At 67.4% G+C, this 23,850-nt stretch carries 18 protein-coding genes; 12 read left to right on the top strand and 6 right to left on the bottom strand.

Annotation, left to right across the window (positions count from 1 at the left end; genetic code table 11):
- Positions 1-99: 99 nt before the first annotated feature.
- Positions 100-807: a MaoC family dehydratase gene (locus EA472_RS13030; protein ID WP_124191952.1), complete on the bottom strand. Its 708-nt coding sequence runs from the start codon at positions 805-807 to the stop codon at positions 100-102.
- Between the two features lie 198 nt (positions 808-1,005).
- Positions 1,006-1,830, bottom strand: coding sequence for an alpha/beta fold hydrolase (locus EA472_RS13025; protein WP_124191951.1), 825 nt, complete (start codon positions 1,828-1,830; stop codon positions 1,006-1,008).
- Positions 1,831-2,073: 243 nt separating this feature from the next.
- On the opposite strand from EA472_RS13025, the gene EA472_RS13020 reads away from it, so the two are divergent.
- The 7 genes from EA472_RS13020 to EA472_RS12990 all read left to right on the top strand — a co-directional run bounded on the left by EA472_RS13020 (position 2,074) and on the right by EA472_RS12990 (position 12,382).
- The gene (locus EA472_RS13020) at positions 2,074-2,853 is read left to right on the top strand and encodes a cobalt-precorrin-7 (C(5))-methyltransferase (protein WP_124191950.1); all 780 of its coding nucleotides are present in this window, start codon (positions 2,074-2,076) and stop codon (positions 2,851-2,853) included.
- 202 nt (positions 2,854-3,055) lie between these two features.
- Positions 3,056-5,032 carry an acetate--CoA ligase gene (gene acs / locus EA472_RS13015; protein ID WP_124191949.1) on the top strand — a complete coding sequence of 659 codons (1,977 nt, stop codon included), beginning with the start codon at positions 3,056-3,058 and terminating at the stop codon, positions 5,030-5,032.
- A 313-nt stretch (positions 5,033-5,345) separates the two neighbouring features.
- Positions 5,346-7,574: a bacterio-opsin activator domain-containing protein gene (locus EA472_RS13010; protein ID WP_124191948.1), complete on the top strand. Its 2,229-nt coding sequence runs from the start codon at positions 5,346-5,348 to the stop codon at positions 7,572-7,574.
- A gap of 240 nt (positions 7,575-7,814) precedes the next feature.
- Complete coding sequence (gene acs / locus EA472_RS13005) at positions 7,815-9,791, top strand: acetate--CoA ligase (protein ID WP_124191947.1); 1,977 nt, start codon at positions 7,815-7,817, stop codon at positions 9,789-9,791.
- Between the two features lie 61 nt (positions 9,792-9,852).
- Positions 9,853-10,254, top strand: a complete 402-nt coding sequence (locus EA472_RS13000) for a DUF4212 domain-containing protein (RefSeq protein ID WP_124191946.1) — start codon at positions 9,853-9,855, stop codon at positions 10,252-10,254.
- Complete coding sequence (locus tag EA472_RS12995) at positions 10,254-11,918, top strand: sodium:solute symporter family transporter (RefSeq protein WP_124191945.1); 1,665 nt, start codon at positions 10,254-10,256, stop codon at positions 11,916-11,918. The genes EA472_RS13000 and EA472_RS12995 overlap by 1 nt, the downstream gene beginning before the upstream one ends.
- Positions 11,919-11,920: 2 nt before the next feature.
- Positions 11,921-12,382, top strand: a complete 462-nt coding sequence (locus EA472_RS12990) for a universal stress protein (protein ID WP_124191944.1) — start codon at positions 11,921-11,923, stop codon at positions 12,380-12,382.
- Positions 12,383-12,423: 41 nt separating this feature from the next.
- Here the strand turns inward: EA472_RS12990 and EA472_RS12985 are convergent, their stop codons facing one another.
- The gene (locus EA472_RS12985; protein WP_165874889.1) at positions 12,424-12,651 is read right to left on the bottom strand and encodes a hypothetical protein; all 228 of its coding nucleotides are present in this window, start codon (positions 12,649-12,651) and stop codon (positions 12,424-12,426) included.
- 239 nt (positions 12,652-12,890) lie between these two features.
- Here EA472_RS12985 and EA472_RS12980 point away from each other — a divergent pair, with 239 nt between their 5' ends.
- Positions 12,891-13,364, top strand: a complete 474-nt coding sequence (locus EA472_RS12980; protein ID WP_124191943.1) for a hypothetical protein — start codon at positions 12,891-12,893, stop codon at positions 13,362-13,364.
- 76 nt (positions 13,365-13,440) lie between these two features.
- On the opposite strand, the gene EA472_RS12975 is transcribed toward EA472_RS12980, so the two are convergent.
- On the bottom strand, positions 13,441-13,992 hold the full coding sequence (locus tag EA472_RS12975) for a hypothetical protein (protein ID WP_124191942.1): 552 nt from the start codon (positions 13,990-13,992) through the stop codon (positions 13,441-13,443).
- 117 nt (positions 13,993-14,109) lie between these two features.
- On the opposite strand from EA472_RS12975, the gene EA472_RS12970 reads away from it, so the two are divergent.
- On the top strand, positions 14,110-14,733 hold the full coding sequence (locus EA472_RS12970) for a GNAT family N-acetyltransferase (RefSeq protein WP_124191941.1): 624 nt from the start codon (positions 14,110-14,112) through the stop codon (positions 14,731-14,733).
- Between the two features lie 465 nt (positions 14,734-15,198).
- Here EA472_RS12970 and EA472_RS12965 read toward each other — a convergent pair whose 3' ends face one another.
- On the bottom strand, positions 15,199-17,238 hold the full coding sequence (locus EA472_RS12965; RefSeq protein ID WP_165874888.1) for an outer membrane protein assembly factor BamB family protein: 2,040 nt from the start codon (positions 17,236-17,238) through the stop codon (positions 15,199-15,201).
- 390 nt (positions 17,239-17,628) lie between these two features.
- Here EA472_RS12965 and fen point away from each other — a divergent pair, with 390 nt between their 5' ends.
- Positions 17,629-18,606, top strand: coding sequence for a flap endonuclease-1 (gene fen, locus EA472_RS12960; RefSeq protein WP_124191939.1), 978 nt, complete (start codon positions 17,629-17,631; stop codon positions 18,604-18,606).
- A gap of 90 nt (positions 18,607-18,696) precedes the next feature.
- Here fen and EA472_RS12955 read toward each other — a convergent pair whose 3' ends face one another.
- Positions 18,697-19,854: an NAD(P)/FAD-dependent oxidoreductase gene (locus EA472_RS12955; protein WP_124191938.1), complete on the bottom strand. Its 1,158-nt coding sequence runs from the start codon at positions 19,852-19,854 to the stop codon at positions 18,697-18,699.
- Between the two features lie 151 nt (positions 19,855-20,005).
- Between EA472_RS12955 and EA472_RS12950 the strand changes: the two genes are divergently transcribed.
- Together EA472_RS12950 and EA472_RS12945 are read left to right on the top strand one after the other, a co-directional pair.
- Complete coding sequence (locus tag EA472_RS12950; protein WP_124191937.1) at positions 20,006-22,042, top strand: hydantoinase/oxoprolinase family protein; 2,037 nt, start codon at positions 20,006-20,008, stop codon at positions 22,040-22,042.
- A complete protein-coding gene (locus EA472_RS12945) occupies positions 22,039-23,841 on the top strand; it encodes a hydantoinase B/oxoprolinase family protein (protein ID WP_124191936.1) in 1,803 nt (600 codons plus the stop codon). Before EA472_RS12950 ends, EA472_RS12945 begins: the two co-directional genes overlap by 4 nt.
- The last annotated feature ends 9 nt before the right edge of the window (positions 23,842-23,850 follow it).

The following is a 23,850-nucleotide window of genomic DNA, read 5'->3' as shown; positions in this document are numbered from 1 at the left end:
GGGACCGACGACCGGCGGACGTCTCACAGTTCGTCCCCATCTACCGGACGATCGCAGCCGGTTTTCGGGTGAACAGACGCTGGCGGACAACGGCCCGACTCACTCGTCGGGGAGCGCTTCGACGATGACGACGGCCTCGCCGTCGACGATCGTCCGATCGGCGTCGTCGACGACGGTCGTGTGCAACCGGTACCGTCCGTCGCCGAGCGCCTCGACGATCTCGCAGTCCGCCGTGACCTCGGTCCCGATCTCGACCGGCGCCTCGAACTCGAGATCCTGCGAGAGGTAGATCGTCAGTCCGGGAAGCCGGGCCAACGCGGCGCTGATGAGTCCCGAGACCAGCGTTCCGTGGGCGATCCGTCCGCCGAACCGGCTCGCCTCGGCGAACGCCGGCTCGAGGTGGAGCCGGTTTGTGTCGCCCGACGCCTGCGCGAACGCCGAGACGTCGCTCTCCTCGATCGGTTTGCTGAACCGAACGTAGTCGCCGACCTCGAGTTCGTCGGGCGCGTCGACGGAGCGTTCCATCGCCCAGTCTTCGTCGCTGAACGAGAGTTCGTCGACCGGCGGATCGACCGCGTGGATCTCCCCGTCGGCGGACGGATCAGCGGTGGACGGGTCGGCGGCGGACGGGTCGGCGGCGGACGGATCAGCGCCTCCGCCGGTCGTCTCGTCGGGGGTGCCGAGTCCCATCGCCGCGAGCAACGCGCTGTTGGCCTCGCGGTAGCTGTTGACGACGTGTCTCGAGACGGCGTTCCAGTGTTCGGCCGGCGTCGCGGTATCGTCTGGGTCCGGACAGTTGCTACTCATGGATTCACGGGATTCGCGGGCGGAGTCGTCTCCGGTCGGCTGACCGTACGCACGAGGTTCCGTACCACCGCATCCCCCTTGGTGTCATCGCCAAATCACGTTGGCGCGACGGAACTGACTGTCTTCGCGAGTCGAACGGCTTCCCTCGCGCCGTTCGGCCGTCGCCGATCGCGTCTCGTCGTCACACCGGAGCGACGGTTACGGCGGTAGCGACTCGAGAAACGTCGCGCTCGCGTCGTTGAACGCGCCCGGCCGGTCCTGATTGACGAGGTGGCCCGCGTTTTCGAGGACGAGGCGTCGGCCGTCGTCGACGGCCCGGGCGATCTCGGCCCCCTGGGAGTCGACCAGCGGCGTCTCGTGGTCGCCGTGGATCACGAGCGTCGGCGTCGTCACGCCGTCCAGCGCCGGCGGATCGTACCGATAGAGCGCGTCGAACACCTTGCGAAACTCGGAGCGAGGGACGTCGCCGACGGCGTTCATCGCCGACGCGCGTACCGACGGGTCGACCGACAGCCACCGGCGGCCGGTCGTCGCCCTGACGGCTCCGAGCAACGACCGGAACGTCGCCCGCGGTCCCGCGACGGACAACGACGCCGACAGCGCCGGCGTCGGCGAGAGAAACGGCTTCGCGCCCGGCGGGAGGTCGACCGGCGGCATCGACCGGAGCGCGCCGGCCAGGATCGCGCCGGCGGCGCGGTCGGGGTGGCGAGCGCAGAACTCCTGGACGACCATCGAGCCGAGCGAGAGGCCACAGAGGATCGGCCGCTCGAGACCGAGGTGGGCACACAGCGCCTCGAGGTCGTCGGTGAACAGTTCGATCGAGTACCGGCCGCGGTCCGTCGCGCCGGTTCGTCCGTGGCCCCGGACGTCGAGGGTGACGACCCGGTACTCCCGGGCGAATCGCTCGACCTGGGGCTGCCAGGCCGTTCCGTCCAGCCAGCCGCCGTGAACGAAGACCAGCGATCGTCCTTCGCCGGCCGTCTCGTACCACAGGTGCGCGTCCTCGAGCGCGAGCGCGGTCATCACCGGTCCTGTGTGCCCCGCGCACATAACTGGGCGGGTCGACTCGAACGGACCGGATCGCTCGAGCGGCGCGCTCGCACGGATACTCCGAGGCGTCGCGCCCGGCCGGATCGCTCGGGCCGCCACGTTCGCCTCTCGGCGGACGTGCGAACGTCCCGCGCCGGCTCGCGAAGGCCACTCGGGAGTCCCGACGAGCGCCGGAAGATCGACGCCGTTTCGGCCCTCGGCGAGAATCGACGATCGATGAGCGACTACGACCTCGACTCGGGTCCCGATCCGGCGACGTACGCGGCCGGCGAGCCCGAACCCGACATCGACGACGAATCGGATCCGGTTACCGTCGTCGGCATCGGTCCCGGAAACCGCGACTACCTCACGCCGCGCGGCCGGCGCGCGATCGCGGAGGCCGACGTCGTCGTCGGCTTCGAAACCGTCGTCGAGTTCGTCGACGATCTGACCGACGCGGACCTGCTGACCTGTGGCTACCGCGACGAAGCGGAGGCGCTCGAGGCGTTCGGCCGGCGCGTCGCCGCCGGCGAGTCGGGGACGGCGGTCGCGATGGGCGATCCGAATCACTCCGGTTACCAGTTCGTCGGGAAGGTCCAGGACGCCGTCCACCGCGAGGACCCCGACGCCGTCGTCCGCGTCGTCCCCGGCATCTCCTCGCTGCAGATCGCCGCGAGCCGCGCCCGGACGCCGATGGAAGACACCGAGTTCGTGACGCTGCACAAAAGCGGCGATCTCGGGGACGACCTGGATCGACTCGCCGCCGCGGTCGGGGACCGCCACCTCCTCGTGTTGCCGCGGCCGTTCGATCTGATGCCGGGCGACGTCGCCCGGTTCCTGCTCGAGCGAGGCGCGGATCCCGATCTCGAGGCGCTCGTCCTCGAGAAGCTGACGCTTTCGGACGAAACGATCCGACGGGTTTCGCTGTCGGAACTCGCCGACTACGCGGGCGGCGACGGCCGCGACGACACCCCGTTTTCGGACCTCGTCGTGCTCGCGATCCGACGACCCGCGTAGTCGGACGCCGGCTCTCCGGACGAGCGGGCGCGAAGCGCCGACGGGGTTCCCTCGGGAGGTGCGGCGGTGTGCCCTCGCTGTCGCGAGGGGACTCGACCTGTGCGCCCGCACCGTTCGTTCGCGTCGGGCCCCACCCGAAGCCGCGCCCGGTCCGATTCGGAGGAACGTTTATTCCGCTGACTACCTTCGGTTCGAACCACCTATGGACGATCGGAACGGGTGGGGTCGTGACCGGCCGGTCCCCGCCGGCTCGCCCCACAGTCCGCCCGACTCGTTCGTCGAGGGGGCGAACGTGAGCGATCCGGGGATCTACGAGGAGTTCGCGGAGCGCTGGCCCGACTGCTGGGAGCGGGCCGCGGATCTCCTCTCGTGGGACGTCCCGTACGAGACGGTACTCGAGGACGACTGCGCGCCCTTCTACCGGTGGTTTGCGGACGGCGAGTTGAACGCGTCGTACAACTGCATCGACCGCCACCTCGAGGCGGGGCGAAAGACCCACGCCGCGATTCGCTGGGAGGGAAAACACGGCGAGCGCGAGACCTACACCTACCAGGACCTGTCCGTGGCGGTCAACGAGGTCGCCGCGGCGCTGCGGGACCTCGGGGTGGCAGCGGACGACGTCGTGACGATCTACCTGCCGATGATCCCGGAGTTGCCGATCGCGATGCTGGCCTGTGCGCGCATCGGCGCGCCACACAGCGTCGTCTTCGCCGGCCTGTCGTCCGACGCGCTGGCGACGCGGATGGACGCCGCCGACAGCGAGTATCTGATCACCTGCGACGGCTACTACCGCCGCGGCGACGCCTTCAATCAGAAGAGCAAGGCCGACAACGCCCGCCTCTCGCTCGAGGCCGACGTCCAGACCGTGGTCGTCGACCGTCTCGGCGACGATCTTCCGCACGTGCTCGGCGAGAACGAGTACGATTACCACGACCTCCGCGGGGAGTTCGCCGGGCGAGCCGTCGAGCCGGTTTCGCGCGGCGCCGAGGACATGCTGTTTCTGATGTACACTTCGGGGACGACCGGCGAGCCCAAGGGCGTCGTCCACACGACCGGCGGCTACCTCGCCCACGTCGCCTGGACGAGTCGCGCCGTCCTCGACGTCGAACCGGCGGACACCTACTGGTGTGCGGCCGACATCGGCTGGATCACGGGCCACTCCTACATCGTCTACGGACCGCTCGCGCTCGGAACGACGACCGTCATCTACGAGGGGACGCCCGACTATCCCGACCGGGATCGCCTCTGGGAGATCGTCGACCGGAACGCAGTCGACGTCTTCTACACGGCGCCGACGGCGATCCGGGCGTTCATGAAGTGGGGTGAGAAGTACCCCGAGCGCCACGACCTCTCGAGCCTGCGACTGCTCGGCACCGTCGGCGAGCCGATCAGTCCCCGCCCCTGGGAGTGGTACCGCGAGCACGTCGGCGGCGGTGAGTGTCCGATCGTCGACACCTGGTGGCAGACCGAGACCGGCGCGGTGATCCTGTCGACGCTCCCCGGAATCGACGAGATGAAACCGGGCGCGGCGGGGCCGGCGTTGCCGGGAATCGAGGCGGGCGTCGTGGACGAAACCGGAGCGGACGTCGATCCGGGCGAGGCGGGTTACCTCGTGCTCTCGAAGCCGTGGCCGGGGATGGCCCGGACGCTGTACGACGGCGACGACCGCTTTCGCGCGGAGTACTGGGAGCAGTTTTCCGACCCCAACGCCGACGAGTGGCGCTACTTCAGCGGCGACACCGCCTGTCTCGACGGGGACGGCTACGTCACCGTCCTCGGCCGCGTCGACGACGTGATCACCGTCTCGGGCCGGCGGCTGAGCACGATGGAGATCGAGAGCGCGATCACCGACGTCGAGGGGATCGCCGAAGCCGCCGTCGTCGGCGGCTCGGACGACCGCGGCGACACCGAAATCCACGCCTACGTGAGCACGGAGAGCGGCTACGATCCCGACGCGACCGTTCGCGAGGCGGTCGTCGGAAGCCTCGAGTCGGCCATCGGTCCCGTCGCGACCCCCGACGAGGTCGTGTTCACGCCCGAGCTGCCGAAGACGCGCTCGGGCAAGATCATGCGCCGCCTGCTCGAGGACGTCGCCAACGGCGAGGAACTCGAGGACACGAGCGCGCTCCGAAATCCGGAGATCGTCGGCGAGATCCAGGCGGAGCGCGACGGCCGGTAACGGTTTCGCGATTTCTATAGAAGCGAAATAACGGGGACTTCCGGTCGGTAACAGACCGATCCCACACAGGAGCACAGCCCGGCTCGTCTCGAGCGTCGGCACCGGACCGCCATCGCACGGCGTCCGTCGCCGTACCGACTCACCCGCACGCTCGAGCGGCCGTGGTCGCTGTGAGGCTCCCGTAGCGGGCCGCCCGTAGCCGCTCGCTCGTCCTGCATCGGCGTTTGCGACGTCCGAGAGAGCGTCCTCCGGTTCGACCGTCGACGACGGGCGAGCGACAGAATTATTTTCGTAACAGTTGAAATCGCGAAAGATGGGTTCGGAGACGACCGGCGCGGTAGCGCTTTCACACGAGCAGTACGACGCGCTACTCGAGGCCGCCGAGACGTACCGCGAGGCGCTCGTGGTTCGCCTCTGTGGCGACGTCGGCCTCCGACCGGCGGAACTCGTCGCCCTGACGGTCGACGACGTCGAGCAGGTGCGGATCGATCCGCCGCGGTATCTCGTTCGCGTCCCCGAAACGGGAACGCGCGAGCGGCGAACCGCCTACCTGCCGAGTCACGTCGAGCGGGAACTCGGGCGTTACGCCCGCTGTAACGATCTCTCGAGCGACGATCGGATCTTCACGGTGACGCCGCGGCGACTCCAGATGCTCGTCTCGTCGGTCGCCGAGCGCGCGAGCGACCTGTTCGACGAGCCCGAACTCTCGGCCGTCTCGACTGACGACCTTAGGCGTTACTTCGCGCGCCGGGCGCTCGTCGACCGCGACGTCAATCCCCGCGTCGTCAAGGCCGCCGGCGGCTGGGGGAGCTTCGAGGCGCTCGAGCCCTACCTCCGCGAGCCGACCGACGCCGAACTCGTCGACGCGTTCGAGGCGCTCGAGCGCGAGCCGGGAGGCGCTCGCGGTTCGCCCGACGAGCGGGCCGGTTCCGACGTGACGGACGAGAGCGTCGTCCGACTGCTACTCGCCGCGAGCGACCGGTACGCGCTCGTCCGCCTCGACGCCGACGGCTACGTCGACCGGTGGAACCGAAGCGCCGCGGCGCTGTTCGGCTACCGGGCCGGCGAGATCGTCGGAACGCACGTCTCCGCGTTTTACACCGACGGGGCGGTCGACGACGGCGTCCCCGAACGGACGCTGTCGACGGCGCTCGAGGAGTCGGGTTGCGAGGTCGACGGCTGGCGCGTCCACGAGGACGGCTCGCGCTTTCGCGCGACCGAGGTCGTCTCGCCGCTTCGCGACGACCGCGGTCGTCACGCGGGGTTCGCCGTCTTCGTTCGGGACGTCTCGGCCCACCACGAGGCGCTCGAGGCGGTTCGCGAGAGGCGAGACGAACTCGACCGGCGCGACGCCGTTTCCCGACGCCACCGGGCCGTCGCCCGCGCGCTGCCCGAGTCGACCGACCACGAGGAGATCGAGGCGAACGCCTGCGCCTCGCTCGCCGACGGCGGCGTCTACGAGTTCGCCTGGATCGAGCGAGCGACGTTCTCGGACGGCCGGCGGGAGTGGCGGACCGCGAGCGGTATCGCGCCCGACGCAGTCGACGGGATCGCTCCGGACCGAGGGGGGACGGACGGCAACGGATCAGCGAGCGACGCTCTCGGAATCGACCCCACCGCACGCGAGGGGGCGAGCGTGACCGTCGTGCGGGACGTCACCGCCACGGTCGACGACGAGTTCTTCGAGGGGGCGCTCGCGACCGTCCCCGTCGAACACGGCGAGACGGTGTACGGAACCCTGTCGGTCGGAACCGATCGGGTGGACGCCTTCGACGAGGAAGAGCAACGGTGGCTCGAGACGACCGCTCGAGCGATCGGGGCGGCGATCGCCGCCGCACGCCGCCGGACGCTCCTGTCGTCGGACCGGGTGGTGGAACTCGAGATCAGCTGTCGGGACACCGGATCGTTCTTCGTCGACGCATCTCGGAAGCTGTCGTGTCGGTTCGTACTCGACTCGCTCGTCCCGGTCTCGGAGTCGAGCCAGCTCTATTTCATCCGACTCGAGGGCGCGTCTCCGGCGGCAGTCTTCGACCTCGCCGACGCGCAACGGGGGATCGACGACTGTCGGGTGATCGAAACCGACGAGCGAGGCTCTCGTCTCGAAGTCGTCGTCGAGGGGTCGTCGCCGACGCTGTTGCTCACCGAGTACGGCGCGACGGTCCGCGAGGCGACGTTCGAGAGCGGGCGGGCGGAGATAACGGCCGAGTGCGGGGTAAACGCCGATCTCCGCACGATCGTCGACGGTCTGCGAGCCGTCTTCCCCGAGACGGATCTGGTCGGCAAGCGAGAGACGGATCGATCCGTTCGAACGACCCCCGAGTTCAGGGACGGTCTCGAGGACCGGCTCACGGATCGCCAGGAGGCGGCCCTCAGAGCGGCGTACTTCGGCGGTTACTACGACTGGCCCAGAGAGAGCACGGCCGAAGAGGTAGCCGACGCGATGGGAATCACTTCGCCGACGCTGCACAACCACCTTCGGAAGGCTCAACACGAGTTACTGCGGACGTTCTTCGGCGACTCGTCGGCGGACGACCGACGCTGACGGTTCCCGACCGTCGAGAGAGGAGCGAAACCGGCGGAGTCACTCGAGGTACTGCACGGACGTCCGGGCGACGAGTAGCGGACGTCCGGGCGACGAGTAGCGGACGTCCGGGCGACGAGTAGCGGACGAAGCCGGTACCGCCGGACCGGACTACCGGGGCACCTGCCCGGAACGGGCCGGGGATTTTGCACAACTAGAGGCCAGCTTTACTATCATCGTTGTGTATCATTCGGACGGACCATGACACAGGACGAAGCTAGCCTCGAGGCGCGACTCGAAGAACAGGAGGCGTTCGATCCCCCCGAGTCGTTCGTCGAACAGGCGAACGTCACCGACCCAGGGATTTACGAGGAGTTCGAGGAGAACTGGCCGGACTGCTGGGAGCGGGCGGCGGACCTCCTCTCGTGGGAGGAGTCCTACGATACCGTTCTCGACGACTCGAACGAGCCGTTTTACGAGTGGTTTACCGGCGGCGAACTCAACGCCTCCTACAACTGTCTCGATCGGCACGTAGCAGACGGTGCGTCGGATCGAACGGCGATCAAGTGGGAGGGCGAACCGGGTGAGACGCGGACGTACACCTACGGCGACCTGCTGGCGGAGGTCGAAGCGTTCGCCGCGACGCTTCGGGACCTCGGCGTCGAGGAGGACGACGTGGTCACCCTCTACATGCCGATGATTCCGGAGTTGCCGATCGCGATGCTGGCCTGTGCGCGCATCGGCGCGCCACACAGCGTCGTCTTCGCCGGCTTCTCCGCGGACGCGCTGGCAACCCGGATGAATTCGGCCGACAGCGAGTATCTGGTCACCTGCGACGGCTACTACCGTCGCGGGGACGCCCTCGATCACCTCTCGAAGGCCAACGAGGGTCTCGAGGGCGTCGACCACGAGGTGTCGGACGTCGTCGTCGTCGACCGCCTCGGCGACGAACTCGAGCACTCGCTCTCGGAGAACCAGCGAGACTACGACGAACTGGTCGCGGAGAACGAAGGCGCGTCGGTCGAGCCGGTCGCACGCGACGCCGAGGACATGCTGTTTCTGATGTACACCTCCGGGACGACGGGCAAACCGAAAGGGGTGAAACACACCACCGGCGGCTACCTCGCCTACGCCGCCTGGACCAGCCACTCGGTGCTCGACTTGAAACCGGAAGACACCTACTGGTGTGCGGCCGACATCGGCTGGATCACGGGCCACTCCTACATCGTCTACGGACCGCTCGCGCTCGGGACGAGCACCGTCATGTACGAGGGAACCCCCGACTATCCCGACAAGGACCGCCTCTGGGAGATCGTCGAGCGAGAGGAAGTCGACGTCTTCTACACGGCACCGACGGCGATCCGGGCGTTCATGAAGTGGGGTGAGAAGTACCCCGAGCAACACGACCTCTCGAGCCTGCGACTGCTCGGGACCGTCGGCGAGCCGATCAACCCCCGTGCCTGGAAGTGGTACTACAAGCACATCGGCGGCGAGGAGTGTCCGATCGTCGACACCTGGTGGCAGACCGAGACCGGCGGCATGATGATCACCACGCTGCCGGGGATCAACACCATGAAACCCGGTACCGCCGGTCCGCCGCTGCCGGGAATCGGCGCACAGGTCGTCGACGCCGAGGGAGCGGAGGTCGGCGCCGGACAGGCCGGCTACGTCACCGTGAACAAACCGTGGCCCGGCATGCTCCGGACGTTGTACAACAACGACGAGCGGTTCATCAGCGAGTACTGGGAGGAGTACTCCGACGAAGGCGCCGACGAGTGGGTGTACTTCCCCGAAGACGGCGCGAAGATCGACGACGACGGCTACATCACCATCCTCGGCCGGGTCGACGACGTGATCAACGTCTCCGGCCACCGTCTCGGTACCATGGAGATCGAGTCGGCCGTCGTCGGCGTCGAGGGTATCGCGGAGGCTGCGGTCGTCGGCGGCGATCACGAGGTCAAAGGAGAGGCCGTCTACGTCTACGCCATCCCCGAAGACGGCTACGACGGCGACGCGGACCTCGAAGAGCGAGCCGTTCAGGGTATTCTCGACTCCATCGGCCCCATCGCAAAGCCCGAGGAAGTGATCTTCACGCCCGAACTGCCGAAGACGCGCTCGGGCAAGATCATGCGCCGCCTGCTCGAGGACATCGCCAGCGGTAACGAACTCGGTAACACGTCGACGCTGCGAAACCCCGACGTCGTCGACGACATCGCGGACCAGGTCGACTCCAGCTAGCCGCTCGATTTCTCTTTCAGTCAGCACCCACCAGTCACGGACGTACCCCCCTCCCCCACAAATGTCAGATGATAACAATCACGATACGGCGGCGTCCGCCGAGTCCGACGGCGGCGTGCGAACGGAAGCGTACCTCGACGAGGAAATAAACATTTTCAAGCCGGCGACGCCGTTCATGCGGGATCACCTGCGCGTGATCTGGCTGTCGTTTCTCGCGTGGATTCTCGTCGTGTTCGGACCGACGACGATACTCCTCGTCGAGCCGACGCTGCTGACCGAGACGACCGTGTTGAACGGGTTTCCGTTGCACTTCTTTCTGGCCGCGATCGTGACGCCACTCGGCGCGCTCGTCCTCTCGGTCGCGTACGCGATACAACGCGATCGCCTCGACGACAAGTACGGCATCTCCCACGACCGAACAGCGGACTCGGGTTCCGTCGCCGCCGAGGGTGGTGACGACTGATGCTCGAGGTGCTCGAGCCGGTCGTGTTACAGGAGACGGCGCTCGACGTCGGCGAGTTCAAGCTGATCCCGGCGCTGACGGTCGCGGTGATGCTGGCGCTGTTTCTCGGCGTCGGCTACTTTTTCCGGGTCGCCGCGGTCGACGAACTGTGGGTCGCCGGCCGGTCGATCGGGCCGATCGAGAACGGGATGGCCATCGGCGCGAACTGGATGAGCGCCGCCTCCTACCTCGGCGTGGCGGCGCTGGTCGCGACGCTCGGCTACTTCGGGCTCGCGTACGTCGTCGGCTGGACGACGGGCTATTTCATCCTGCTCATCTTCATGGCCGCGCAGTTTCGTCGATTCGGAAAGTACACCGCGCCGGACTTCGTCGGCGATCGGTTCTACTCGGACTGGGCGCGAGGGATCGCCGCGTTCACGACCCTCGCGATCGCGTTCACCTACGCGATCGGTCAGGCGAGCGGCATGGGGCTGATGGCGCAGTACATCTTCGGCGTCTCCTACGAGGCCGGCGTCGTACTGCTGATGGGCGTCACGATCGGCTACGTCGCCCTCTCCGGGATGCTGGGGACGACCAAGAACATGGCCATCCAGTACGTCATCCTCATCATCGCCTTCACGCTGGGGCTCTACGCCACCGGCTGGGCGGAGGGGTGGTCGACCGTCCTCCCGTACCTCGAGGCCGGCCCGCAGGTCGCCGAGGCCGCGAGCCTCGAGGCTCAGTTCGTCGAGCCGTTCGCGAGCGCGGGCTACTACGGCTGGATCGCGCTCGCGTTCAGCCTCATCGTGGGAACCTGCGGGCTCCCCCACGTCCTCGTGCGCTTTTACACGGTAGACAACGAGCGGACGGCCCGCTGGTCGACCGTCTGGGGGCTGTTTTTCATCTGTCTGCTGTACTGGGGAACCGCGACGTACGCGGCTTTCGGCGGCCTGCTCTACGATCGCGAGGTTCCCGGTACGGACGGGTTCACCGGCATGTCCGGCGAGGAAGCCGACGCGCTCGTCGTGTTGACGACGCAGCTGGCCGGATTGCCGGAGTGGCTGGTCGGACTGGTCGCCGCCGGCGCGGTCGCGGCCGCGCTCGCGACGACCTCGGGGCTGTTCATCACCGCGTCGTCGGCGGCCGCCCACGACATCTACACGAATCTCTACAAGGACGACGCGAGCCAGCGCGAGCAGCTGCTCGTCGGTCGCTCGACCATCCTCGGCATCGGCGTTCTGGTGACGCTCATCGGGCTCAATCCGCCGGCGCTCATCGGCGAACTCGTCGCGATGTCGTTCGCGATCGCGGGCTGTGTCTTCTTCCCCGTGTTCTTTCTCGGCCTCTGGTGGGAACACACGACCAGGGAGGGGGCGATCGCCGGCATGCTTGCGGGCATCGCGCTCTCGTTCGGCGCGATCCTGAACGACACGGCGATTCCGATGTACACGGGCGTCGACGACGCGCTCGTTCCCGAACTGGCGACGTGGCTCCCCGGCACCTCCTCGGCGTTGCTCGGCGTGCCGATCGTCTTCGCGGTGATCATCGCGGTGTCGATCGTTACCGCCGATCCGCCGGAGGACGTCAAACGTCTCGTCCGACAGTGTCACAGCCCCGAACCGATGCGTCGAATGGAAACCGCGGAAGACGCCGCCACCGACGGCGGAACCAACGCCGACGACTGACCATGTACGACACGATACTCGTTCCGACGGACGGAAGCCCCGTTGCCGAAACCGCCATCGAACACGCGGTCGACCTCGCCGCCACCTACGACGCCGACGTCCACGCGCTGTACGTCGTCGACCTCGACGCGATGGGGGTCGCCGTCGGCGCGGAACAGATCGACCGCTTCAGACAGGGCGACTTCGGCGACCTGCCCGAACTCGAGCAACGCGCTCGAGACGCCGTCTCCGGCGTGAGCAGGCGCGCGGCCGACCGCGACGTCGACGTGACCGAGGCGATCGTCGCGGGCAGCCCGCACCGGAAGATCGCCGACTACGCCGACGACAACGACGTCGACCTGATCGTCATGGGCTCGGCGGGACGGGGCGGCGTCCGGCGCGTCCTGCTCGGCAGCGTCGCCGAGCGAACGCTCCGGACGACCGATATTCCGGTGCTCGTCGTCGACGTTCGAAAGGAAGACTGACGGCCGTTCGCAATCGCGAACGTGATCGGCGTTCCGGTTCGTTACTCGTTCGACCGCTCTCGGTCCGCTCGCGCGCGCTCGAGACTTCCCATGAATCCGAAGTAGGCGACGACGCCCGCGAGCATGAAGCCGTAGTACGCCCAGTCGGGTCCGTCGAGAACCAGAAAGAGGGCGTGGACCATCGTCACCCAGGCGACGGCGAACGCCAGATCGACCACCATCCCCCACCGCTGTGCTCGCACCCGCTCGAGCCACTCGCGGACGTCCATCACGTTCCTCCGGACCGCCGCCAGCGTCTCGAGGCGATCCGTTCGTCGTGGGCCGTCGTGCGTCGATCGTCTCTCATTGATCGGTTTCTCGAAGTTCGTCGCTCGAGGTGCGTCAGTCGTAATTCGGTCCTCCGCGGGTGTTTGTCGCACGACCGCTTATCGATTTCCCATCGATCTCCGCACCGGCACTTGCACGTCCGTGCACCGGCATTACGCACCCGGCGGTCGAACGCTCAGACATGAGCGACACCAGGTACGAGGAGGGCGACGTCGTTGCCACGCCGTCCGGTCGCGGCGTCGTCGCGGCCGTTCTCACCGAGGGGGTCGCGTTCCCGCAGGGCGACGACGAACTGACGGACGTGGACGCGAGCGACGACAGTCCGGCCTACGTCGTCGGCCTCGAGTCGGTCGGCTCGGCGGTCTATCGTTCGTCGGCGCTCGAAGACAGCGATCTCGAAGACGACGACGCCACCGAGACGACCGACGGCGAGGCGCTGACGGACGTCGTCGACGAGGACGTCGACGGCCTCGACGGTCTTCCGGAGGGCTGGGACAGAGACAGCGTCCTCGAGTACTGGTCGTCGATCGGCGGCTCCTGGGAGGAGTGCGTCGACGATCTCACCCACGAGTTCGAACAGCGGCGAGCGAACGAACACTGTTCGGCGATGAAAGACGAAGTGTTGGGCACGCAACGCTGGCGGAACCGCTTCTAAGCGGTGCACTCGAGCGTCGGTGGGTCGGAGTGGTCCACGACGGTTTCGAAAAATGGGCGAGTGAGGTGACGTCCGCTCACTCCTCGAGAGACGTCTCGGGGTCCCGATCGCGCAGGTCGACGCTCGCGGCGAAGACGATTCCGAGGACCGTGCCGAACAGGACGTGACCCAGGAGGCTCTCGACGGCGATCGCCGGGAAATCGCCGGCGGCTTGGGTTCCGACCGCCTCGAGCCAGACGGGGAGGACGAGCAGCGGGAGGATCGCCCAGATCGCCAGCCCGAAGACGAAGCCGGCGGCGATGACCCGGAGGGTCAGGTTCGTGCGCGAGAGCGCGTCCGTTTCGGGGCTCGCCTTCAGGACGCTGACGATCGTCTCGCGGGTGACGACGAACCCGAAGACGAGGCCGAGGACGATCCCGTGTGCGACGTGGATCCCCCAGCCGATGACGCCGACGGGATCGAGGCCGTAGATCGCCGGAATCGCGACGGCGAGCACCTCCGGATCGACCGCCCACATCAGGAGGCCGAACGCTGCCGCACCGATCGCGCCGCCGAGGGCGCCGCCGACCGACCAGCCCCAGGAGCTCTCGATACCGAACGCTGACGTGTTATCGGATTCGGCGCTCATCGTAGCCTGCCTTACCACGACCGTCGCCAAAAGGGTTTGACCGGCAGGAGCCAGATCGGTCGCCATCGGTCGGCGCCGCCCGCCACTCTCTTTGCGGTGGCGACCCCACGGTTCGCCGTGAACTGCGAACTGCTCGGCTGGCCGTCCGACGGTCCGAAACTTCGACTCGATCACGAGCGATTCAGCTACGCCGGGAAGTTCGTCATGACGAACACGGGGAAGGCGGTCGCCCGGAACGCGGACGGTGACGTCGTCGCCGCCGCGTCGTTCAACGAGGACCGAACCGACGAGCGGACGCTGTGGATTCGGTACGTGACCGTCGACCGCGACCGTCGCGGCGAGGGGATCGGTCCGGAACTGCTCGCGCTCGTCCGCGAGCGCGCCCTGTCGCGTGGCTACGATCGCCTCCGGATCGCCGTCAACAACCCGTTCGCCTACGAGGCCCTCTACCGGACCGGCTTCGGCTACACCGGCGAGACGACCGGCATCGCCGAGTTGCTGCTCGAGTATCCGCCGCCGCTCGAGCGCGGCGATCGAAGCGAGGAAGCCTCGCCCGGGGTGACGAACGCGGACGGCGACGCGGGTGCGGTTTCGAACCGCGACGAATCGGACGACGACGCGCGTCGCGAGCGCTACCGGGCCGGCCTCGAGGAGTTTCGCGAGCGCGAGCTCTCGGACGCCGAGGAGTCGTTCCTCGAGTCTCGTCGCGGACGGCGGCCGCCGGAGACGGATACCGGCTGAGTCGCGACGTCGGCGCTCGCCCGTGCTGTCGATTCTCGCTCGCGAACCGTTTCGATCGACTCGAGCGCGAGACGCTCTCTCGATTCATCGAACGGAGCACTGCTAGTACCGATCAGTTCGATCGTCAGGGCTGGAACTACTCGCACCGAACTGCAGAACGGAGGGACGCGCGAACGAAATACGTCGGGTGTATGGGTACCCGACCCCCAAGACGGTCCCGAACCCGTCTGCGATCGTTGCGGCGATCCGATTCCCGACGACCGGGTGGTGCACCCCTCGAGCGAGCCGCGTTCCGCGTGGCGGACCGCTACGCGGCCGTCACGAGAACGTACTGCCCCGACTGCGTCGCCGGTATCGGGATGCTCGCGTTCGCACCCGGAACTCCAGTGGCGCACCGCGCGAGTCCGGGTAGTAGTCGCAGGATCGATCCCAGTTCCGGAAAGCGCCTCCGTGAGAGCGTATTGCTCACAATGCGTCCAGTCCAGTCGAGGCGTGGCTCCGTCGCCGTTCGATCGCCTCGCGGGTGTCGAACGTCACCTCGCCGTCCCCGTACCACCACAAGAGGGGGCGCAATCGACCGATCAACTCCTCGGACAGCCCCTCCGAATCGGCGACGCTCCCCGGGAGGTCGTCGTCAGACGCGAGGTCGTCGATCGTCTCGATTCCCGCTTTCGCAAGCACCTCGATTTCCCGTTCGGACGCGCCCGGGAGGTTCGTCACCTCCGACGGGGGGTGCGATCCCTCGAACTCGATCGGTACGGAGAGGGGAGCCTCGAGCGGATCGCGATCGGCTTCTCCGAGCAGTTCCAACGCGTCGTCGTAGGCGTCACGCGCTTGCCGGTAGCGGATCCGGGGGAGGGTTCCTTCCCCTTCGACGTGGGCGACGATCGCCTCGTGAAGGCTTCGCTCGGCAACGCCGAGCGTGTCCCGAAGCTCTTCTCGCTGGTCGACGAGCTGTCGGACGGAGCGGCGCTCGGCGCGGAGATCGTCGATTGCGACTCGCAGATCGGCCGCTTCGTCACCCGCGTCGTCGAGCGCCGCGCGATAGCGGTCTGTGGCCCGATCGTACGCCTCGAGCGTTTCCTCGAAGTCGCCTTTCTCGCGGGCGGCCTCGGCTGCGTTCCGGACGGTTTCGGCTTGCGATCGAAGCGACGGAACGGAGCCGGTCGTCTCCGATTCCGAAGCGGACGACGCTGCTCGTTCGTCCGAGTTCCCGTTCGATTCCGCGTCGGGTGCGGTCGCGTCATCGTCTCCGCTGCGTCTCCGACGTGCGAATAGATACCCGCCGAGCAGTGTGGCCGCTCCGATACCTCCGGCAGCGGCAACCGGTACCAGCGAGGACTCTCGGCTTTCATCCGTCTCTTCGTCCGCTTCCCCGATAGCGAAGACGCGACCGTCGGCGTGATCGAAGCCCCTCACGCTCGCGATAATCGTCTCGTCCCGAACGATCGGCTGCCGGCGAACCCAATCGGGGGTTTCTATCGACCAGTACTCGTCCCCCGTTTCCGCATCGAGCGCGTATAGCTGATCGGTACGGCTGCCGACGTACAATCGACCGTCGACCAACGCGGGCGTTCCACTCCGTCCGCGTATATCGGATTGCCACTCGAGAGCGCCGTCCTCGGCGTCGATCGCTTTAACCGTCTCGTCGCCCGCGCCCAGATACACGATCTCGCCATCGATCACGGCGCCCTCCGGCGTCCCCTCCAACTCGTGCGTCCACGCGGTCTCTCCCGTTTCCGGCTCGAGCGCCTCGATCTGCGTCGGGCTGTGGCTCAACACGTACAGGTGATCTTCGAGGTACATCCCCGACGTACCAGGCGCGCCTTCAATATCGGCGTTTCCGACCTCGTTGCGCCAGCGTTCTTCACCGGTCTCCCCGTCGAGTTTCACGACCGTTCCCCAGTGACTTCCCACGTAGACGTCGTCACCGTCGACGACGTTCGGATCCACCCAGGTCGATGGGAGCTCCGGATCGACGCTCCATCGCTGTTCACCGGTCTCGACGTCGATGGCTGTAACCCGTCCATCTTGACCCCCGACGTAGAGGTCGTCCGTCGAAGAGACGGTCCACCTCGACAGTTGCGCATCTGCGGTAAACTCCCAGCGCGACTCTCCGTCGCTCGCGTCCAGTCCGAAAAGCTGACCGTCGACTCTATCTACCAGTATCAGAACGCTTCCGAGTTGCCCGACGGGTGGGAAATCGACGTCCACCTGCCAAACGGTTTCTCCGGTGCTGCGGTCGATCGCGTGCGTTCCATCCTGCACACCGCTCGCACCTAATTGGCCACCGACGTACATCGTCTCCTCGCCGAGCACGTGCACGCCGCGTCCATCGGTAGCCTGCCAGGCCTCCGTTCCATCGTCCAGGTCGATCGCGGTCGCCGGCTGTTCACCAGCACTCACGAAGAGATATCCTCCGTCGTGAGTAACGCTGATTTCACCGTTGATCGTCCGATCCCAGACGATCTCTGGGTCTTGCACGGTCGCTTCGGCGTCCTCCATCGACACCTGGTGGATTCCGCCCGGTAGACCGTCACCGCTAACCGCGAATCCTGTCGCAACAGCCACGTAGCGTCGCCGACTGAGCGTTCCTGGGTTCATCCGAGTGAACTCACCGATGAAACGTCCGCCGTCTGAGAGTACCCGTTCGAACGTCTATCGTGTCCCCGAGTAGCATGTTCAGTAGTACCTGACTTTCAAACGGACGTACTTGACTGTTGATGGTAGCTGGCGACTGATGGTGCCGACGGCCCGCGTCGGCCTCGAGTCTGTCGGTCCGGAACTGGGCGCGTGAGTTCGGTCCGTGCTCGTGATCCGTCCGGTCGTCGCGGTAAGACGTCCGAGCGGGGAGAAGCCAACGATTCAAATCCCAGCCCTCCGAACGGTACGACGATGGGAAACGCTGCACTCCGGGAGATCGCCGTCATCGAGGAGATTCCCTTCGACGAGGTCGAGGGCGTCGTCGCCGTCGACGCGCACAACTGGCTCTACCGGTATCTGACGACGACGGTCAAGTGGACCAACAGCGCCGCGTACACGACGCCGGACGGTATCGAGGTGGCGAACCTCGTGGGGATCGTTCAGGGACTCCCCAAGTTCTTCGAACACGACGTCACGCCGGTGATGGTGTTCGACGGCGGTCCCTCCGAACTCAAAGCCGACGAGATCGAGTCGCGCCGCGAGCAACGCGAGACGTACGAACAACAGCTCGAGGTGGCCCGCGAGGAAGGTGACGAGGTCGCGATCGCCCAGCTGGAATCGCGCACGCAGCGGTTGACGCCGACGATCCAGGAGACGAGCCGCGAACTGCTGGGCCTGCTCGACGTCCCGATCATCGAGGCTCCCGCCGAGGGCGAGGCCCAGGCGGCCCACATCGTCCGCCGCGGCGACGCCGACTACGTCGGGACCGAGGACTACGACGCCCTGCTCTTTGGCGCGCCGCTGACGCTTCGCCAGCTGACGAGCAAGGGGAATCCCGAACTGATGGACCTCGCGGCGACCCTCGAGCGCCACGACCTCACCCTCGAACAGCTCGTCGACGCCGCGATCCTCATCGGCACCGACTTCAACGAGGGCGTCTCGGGGATCGGTCCGAAGACGGCCATCGCGGAGATCACCGAACACGGCGACCTCTGGAGCGTCCTCGAGGCCCGCGGCGACAGCGTCGAGTACGGCGACCGCGTTCGACAGCTGTTCCGACAGCCCAACGTGACCGACGACTACGCGTTCGATCCGACGCTCGAGCCGGATCTCGAGGCCGCGAGGGCGTACGTCACCGACGAGTGGGACGTCGACGCCGAGGAGGTCGAACGCGGCTTCGAGCGCATCGAAGAGAGCGTCACGCAGACGGGACTGGATCGCTGGACCTGACCGTGCGTTTCGCGGGCGGCCCGTTCCGTTTTCGGGTGGGTACTCGAGGGCGTGTCCGCGCGCGATTTCGACCCACGTCGGTTCCGGAATTCAATCGAGGTAGCGTCGCGGATCGAACTCCGACCGGGCGCGGCCGACCGCGGCTCCGGTCGCGCCGACCGACGAGAGATAGCCCACGCCGACGGAGGATTTCAGCGCTTTCGCGGGGCGGCCGGTGAGGACCGCGGGCCCGACCTGTGCGACCGCATCGTCGCCGACGCTGACGAGCCAGCCGGGTGCGCGAAAGGAGAACCGGTCCAGTTCGGGTTCGAAGCCGGCGTCGGCGGTTCCGGTTTCCCCCAGCGCCTCGACCAGTTTCGTCACGTTCGCCGCCGCCGTCCGCGCCTGGCGTACGGCCGCCTGGGCGCTCGCCGGGGTGGGGTCGCCGTCTTCGTCCACGACTCGAGCGGCGTCTCCCAGCGCGAACGTGCGCTCGCCGAGTCGGAGGTCGCTGCGGACCGTCGGCCGCTCACCGTCGAGGGCGTCCGGTCCGCGGATACCGCCAGTCCAGACGAACTGGTCGAACGGAATCCGCTCGCCCGCTTCGAGGTGAACGGCGCGCTCGTCGGCGGTCTCGACGGTCGCGCCCGTGCGCACCTCGACGCCCGCGTCCGAAAGGGCCCGATCGACGGCTCGCTGGAAGTTCGCGGGAAACTGCGGCGCGACGGAATCGAACTGTTCGAGGAGCGCCACGGTGGCGTCGGGGTCTCTCTCCCGCGCGAGCGCGGCCAGTTCGCCGGCGACCTGAACCCCGGAGAGGCCGGCTCCGCCGACGACGATCCGCGCTCCGCCGTCGGTGAGGACCTCGAGCGCGCGCGAGCGAATCCGGTGGGCGTGCGAGAGTCGCTTGAGCGGCGTCGCGTGCTCGCGGACGCCCTCGAGTCCGTAGTACGCCGTCTCCGCACCCAGACAGACCGCCGCGACGTCGTAGGACAGCCGCTCGTTCGAGAGGACGACCGTCCGTTCGTCGCGGTCGATCCGTTCCACCCGCGCGACCTGGACGGCCGCGCGATCGAGCACTTCGGGGAGCGAGACGGTGATCTCCGGGGCGAGTTCGGGCCGCCTGATGACGCGGTGGAGTTCGTGCTGGATAAGGTGGTCGGGCGAGTCGTTGACCAGCGTGAGCTCGACGTCCGAGGGAAGCCGGCGCTCGAGCCTTCGCGTCACCGAAATCCCCGCGTATCCCGCACCGAGCACGACGACGTGCATACGATACCTAGCCGCTCTATCCCCATAACTGTCGGCCGAATGCGAGGCGGAAACCGAGCCGGCGTCCCACCCCGTCTCCGTTCTCGCTTTCGTCGACGCAACGTCTATTTGTTTCGGCGTCATCGAGTCGATTATTGAGGTGTGATATCACGTGACAGAACGACTGGCAGTCGACGTCGGCGGGACGTTCGTCGACGCGATCACGTTCGACCGCTCGAGCGGCGAGGTTACCGTCGAAAAAGTTTCGACGACGCCGGAGGAGCCCGAAGCGGGCGTCGTCTCCTCGATCGAGAACGTCGGCGCGACGCTCGAGGAGACCGACGCGTTCGTCCACGGCACGACGCTCGGCCTGAACGCCGTCCTCGAGCGCGAGGGTGCGACGACCGGGATCATCACGAACGAGGGGTTCAGGGACGTCTACGAGATCGGTCGCACCAACGTCGAGCGGGGGTCGATGTACGACATTCGGTACGAGAAACCGGAGTCGCTCGTCGACCGGCGACGACGCGTCGGCGTTCCGGGGCGGCTGGCCGCCGACGGCTCGGAGGTCGAACCGCTCGACGAAGCCGCAGTCGAGGAGGCAGCGACGCACCTGATCGAGTCCCACGGCGTCGAGGCGATCGCGATTTGCTTCCTCCACGCCTACCGGAACCCGGACCACGAGCGGCGGGCCGCTCGGATCGTCCGCGACGTCGACCCCGACGTCAGCGTCTCCATCTCGAGCGACGTCTCCCGCGAGTACCGAGAGTACGAACGGACGAGCACGGCGGTGATGGACGCCTACGTCAAACCCGTCTTCGAGACGTACGTCGGGAACCTCGCGGCCGCGCTCGAGAGCGAGGGATTCGACGCGCCGTTTTTCGTCACGCGGTCGGGCGGCGGAACGCTCGCCGCCGAGCGCGCGACTGACGCACCGGTTCACACGATCCTCTCGGGTCCGGCCGGCGGTCTCATCGGCGCGTCCCACGTCGGCCGCGAAACCGGCCGGGAGGATCTCATCACCGTCGATATGGGCGGGACGAGCCTCGACGCCTGCGTCGTCGAAGACGGGACGCCAGCCGTCGAGTACGACACCCGGCTCGAGCACCAGCCGCTGCAGATCCCGGTCTACGACATCCGGACGATCGGCGCAGGCGGCGGCTCGATCGCCTGGCTCGACGGCGACCTCCTGAAGGTCGGTCCCCGGAGCGCCGGTGCCGATCCAGGACCGGTCGCGTACGGACAGGGCGGAACCGAGCCGACGGTCACCGACGCCGCAGTCGCGCTCGGCTACCTCGATCCCGACGACTTCCTCGGCGGCGACGTGGAACTCGACGCCGAGGGCGCTCGCGAGGCGATCGATCGGTCGCTCGCTCGGCCGCTCGACTCGAGCGTGACGGACGTCTCGCGGGGGATTTTCGACGTGACGATCGCGAACACGGTCGGTGCGATCCGCGAGACCACCGTCGAGAAGGGACTCGACCCCCGCGAGTTCACGATGCTGGCGTTCGGCGGCGCGGGGCCGATGTTCGTTCCGCTGCTGGCCCGCGAAATGGACGTCGAGGAGGTCGTCGTCCCGCGAGCGCCGTCCGTTTTCTCGGCGCTCGGGATGCTGATGGCGGACGTCGTCTCCGACTTCGCCCGGACGAACGTCGCGGCGCTGTCGGATCTCGCCCTCGCCGACCTCGAGTCGACGTTCGACGATCTCGACGCGGAGGCCGTCGAGACGCTCACGGCCGAAGGGTTCGACGAAAGCGAGATCGCTCTCGAACGCACCCTCGAGATGCGCTATCTCGGTCAGGAGCACACCGTCGAGGTGGACGCGACCGACGTCGAGTCGATCGACGAGATCGGCGAGCGGTTCGAGCGCACCCACGAGGACCGCTACGGCCACACGATGGGCGACCCACCGGAGGTCGTCCACCAGCGAGTTCGGGCGATCGGCCACAACGACAGGCCGCCGCTCGAGCGTCCGGATCCCGCCGGGGGATCGACCGATCCGACCGAAATGAGGGACGCGTACTGCTTCGCGGTCGGCGAGCGCGCGACGTTCGACGTCTACGACCGCGACGACCTGTCCGCGGGAACCGCGATCGACGGACCGGCGATCGTCCGTGAGCCGACCACGACCATCGTCTTTCACTCGGACCAGACGGCGACCGTCGACGAGTACGGTCAACTCGTCGTCGCCGGAGGTGACCCAGCATGAGCGACACGAACGCGACCGGTCGGACCGACGTCGACGCCGCCACCGTCGAGGTGGTGCGAAACTACCTCACCTCGGCTGCGACGGAGATGCAGCGGACGCTGATCAGGACCGCCTACAACACCATCGTCTACGAGATTCTCGATTTCGGCATCTCGCTGTACGACCGCGACCGGAACCTGATCGCGGACTCGCCGGGGCTCGCGTTGTTTCTCGGGGCCAACGACTACGCACTCGAGAAGGTGATCGAACACGTCGGCGAGGAAGACCTAGCGCCCGGCGACGTGATACTGATGAACTACCCCTACTGGAGTTCGACCCACACCCTCGACGTGGGCGTCTTCGCCCCCATCTTTCGGGAGGGACCCGAGGTACCCCGTGCGGAGAACGAACTACTCGGCTACGCCGCGACGCGCGCTCACTGGCTCGATCTGGGGGCGAAAGACGAGGGGTACGTCCTCGATTCGACCGACGTCCACCAGGAAGGAGTCATCTTCCCCGGCACGAAGGTCCACAAACGTGGCGAGCCCGACGAGGAGGTGCTCGACCTGATCCGGTTTAACTCCCGCCTCCCGGACAAGGTACTCGGCGACCTGAACGCCCAGATCGCCGCGATCCGGACCGGAACGCGACGGCTTCGGGAGCTCCACGAGAAGTACGGCGGCGAGACGATCGACGCCTGCATCGATCGGATCCAGGACCACGGCGAGCGGACCGCCCGCGAGGCCGTCCGGGACCTCCCCGACGGGACGTGGTCGGCGGTCGACCACGCCGACGGGACGACCGGCGACGGCATCCGGATCGAAGTCGAGGTGACGATCGACGGCGACGAGGTTCACGTCGACTTCTCGGGATCGGCCGATCAGGTCGACGAGCCGCTCAACATCCCTCGCGGGATGACCGAGACCGTCTGCAAGCTCTGTTTCAAGACGATCACGACGCCCAAGGAGGATTCGAACGCAGGCCAGTACGAGCCGCTGTCGATCCACGCACCCGAGGGGAACCTGTTCAACGCGAGCTATCCGGCCCCGACGTTCACCATCTGGACCGCGATCGTCAGCGTCGACGTCGTCTTCGAGGCGCTCTCGAAGGCCATGCCCGACCGGATTCCGGCGAGTTCGGGCGGCGACCTGAACGACGTCATGCTCTTCGGGGAGGATCCGGAGACCGGCCGACAGTTCGTCGAAGCCAACAACGACGCGGTCGGCTGGGGTGGCACGGACGACCACGACGGCGCGAACGCGATCATGCACGTCACCGAGACGATGGTCCAGAACATCCCCGTCGAGGTGTTCGAGAACAAAGCGCCCGTCTCCTTCGACCGACTCTCGTTACGCCAGGACTCCGGCGGTGCCGGTAAACACCGCGGCGGGCTCGGACTCAGGCGCGACTTCCGGATCGACCACCCCGTCGGCGCGCTCTCGATCGTCCAGAAGACGCGAACGGCTGGCTGGGGGATCGACGGCGGCGAGCCCGGCGCGAAAAACGGCATCGTACTCGACCTCCACGACGACGCCGACGAGCGCGTCCAGGTGCTCGTCGACAACGCCGACATCTACGACGACGACCGACGATGGGTCGGCATGTTCCGAGGCACCTTCCACGAGGGCGAGGTCATCTCCAACCGGACCGGCGGTGGCGGGGGATACGGCGAGCCCTTCGACCGCGACCTCGAAGCCGTCCTCGAGGACGTGATCGACGGCTACGTCTCGCGCGAGGCCGCCCGCGAGGAGTACGGCGTCGCGATCACCGACGACCTCGAGATCGACCGCGACGAGACGGCTGCTCTCAGATCGGAATGACTGAGGCAC

The organism is Natrarchaeobius oligotrophus (assembly GCF_003841465.1).
GTDB classification, from domain to species: domain Archaea; phylum Halobacteriota; class Halobacteria; order Halobacteriales; family Natrialbaceae; genus Natrarchaeobius; species Natrarchaeobius oligotrophus.
The sequence above is the reverse complement of the archived record's forward strand: the minus strand, read 5'-3'. Positions and strand labels throughout refer to the sequence as shown.

Coding starts and splice junctions, on each gene's coding strand:
- EA472_RS13020 (WP_124191950.1), top strand. CDS start 2,074: ATGAGCGACTACGACCTCGACTCGGGTCCCGATCCGGCGACGTACGCG.
- EA472_RS12980 (WP_124191943.1), top strand. CDS start 12,891: ATGAGCGACACCAGGTACGAGGAGGGCGACGTCGTTGCCACGCCGTCC.
- EA472_RS12985 (WP_165874889.1), bottom strand. CDS start 12,651: ATGGACGTCCGCGAGTGGCTCGAGCGGGTGCGAGCACAGCGGTGGGGG.
- EA472_RS13025 (WP_124191951.1), bottom strand. CDS start 1,830: ATGACCGCGCTCGCGCTCGAGGACGCGCACCTGTGGTACGAGACGGCC.
- EA472_RS13000 (WP_124191946.1), top strand. CDS start 9,853: ATGTCAGATGATAACAATCACGATACGGCGGCGTCCGCCGAGTCCGAC.
- EA472_RS12955 (WP_124191938.1), bottom strand. CDS start 19,854: ATGCACGTCGTCGTGCTCGGTGCGGGATACGCGGGGATTTCGGTGACG.
- EA472_RS12965 (WP_165874888.1), bottom strand. CDS start 17,238: ATGGAGGACGCCGAAGCGACCGTGCAAGACCCAGAGATCGTCTGGGAT.
- EA472_RS13010 (WP_124191948.1), top strand. CDS start 5,346: ATGGGTTCGGAGACGACCGGCGCGGTAGCGCTTTCACACGAGCAGTAC.
- acs (WP_124191947.1), top strand. CDS start 7,815: ATGACACAGGACGAAGCTAGCCTCGAGGCGCGACTCGAAGAACAGGAG.
- EA472_RS12995 (WP_124191945.1), top strand. CDS start 10,254: ATGCTCGAGGTGCTCGAGCCGGTCGTGTTACAGGAGACGGCGCTCGAC.
- EA472_RS12945 (WP_124191936.1), top strand. CDS start 22,039: ATGAGCGACACGAACGCGACCGGTCGGACCGACGTCGACGCCGCCACC.
- fen (WP_124191939.1), top strand. CDS start 17,629: ATGGGAAACGCTGCACTCCGGGAGATCGCCGTCATCGAGGAGATTCCC.
- EA472_RS12975 (WP_124191942.1), bottom strand. CDS start 13,992: ATGAGCGCCGAATCCGATAACACGTCAGCGTTCGGTATCGAGAGCTCC.
- EA472_RS12990 (WP_124191944.1), top strand. CDS start 11,921: ATGTACGACACGATACTCGTTCCGACGGACGGAAGCCCCGTTGCCGAA.
- acs (WP_124191949.1), top strand. CDS start 3,056: ATGGACGATCGGAACGGGTGGGGTCGTGACCGGCCGGTCCCCGCCGGC.
- EA472_RS13030 (WP_124191952.1), bottom strand. CDS start 807: ATGAGTAGCAACTGTCCGGACCCAGACGATACCGCGACGCCGGCCGAA.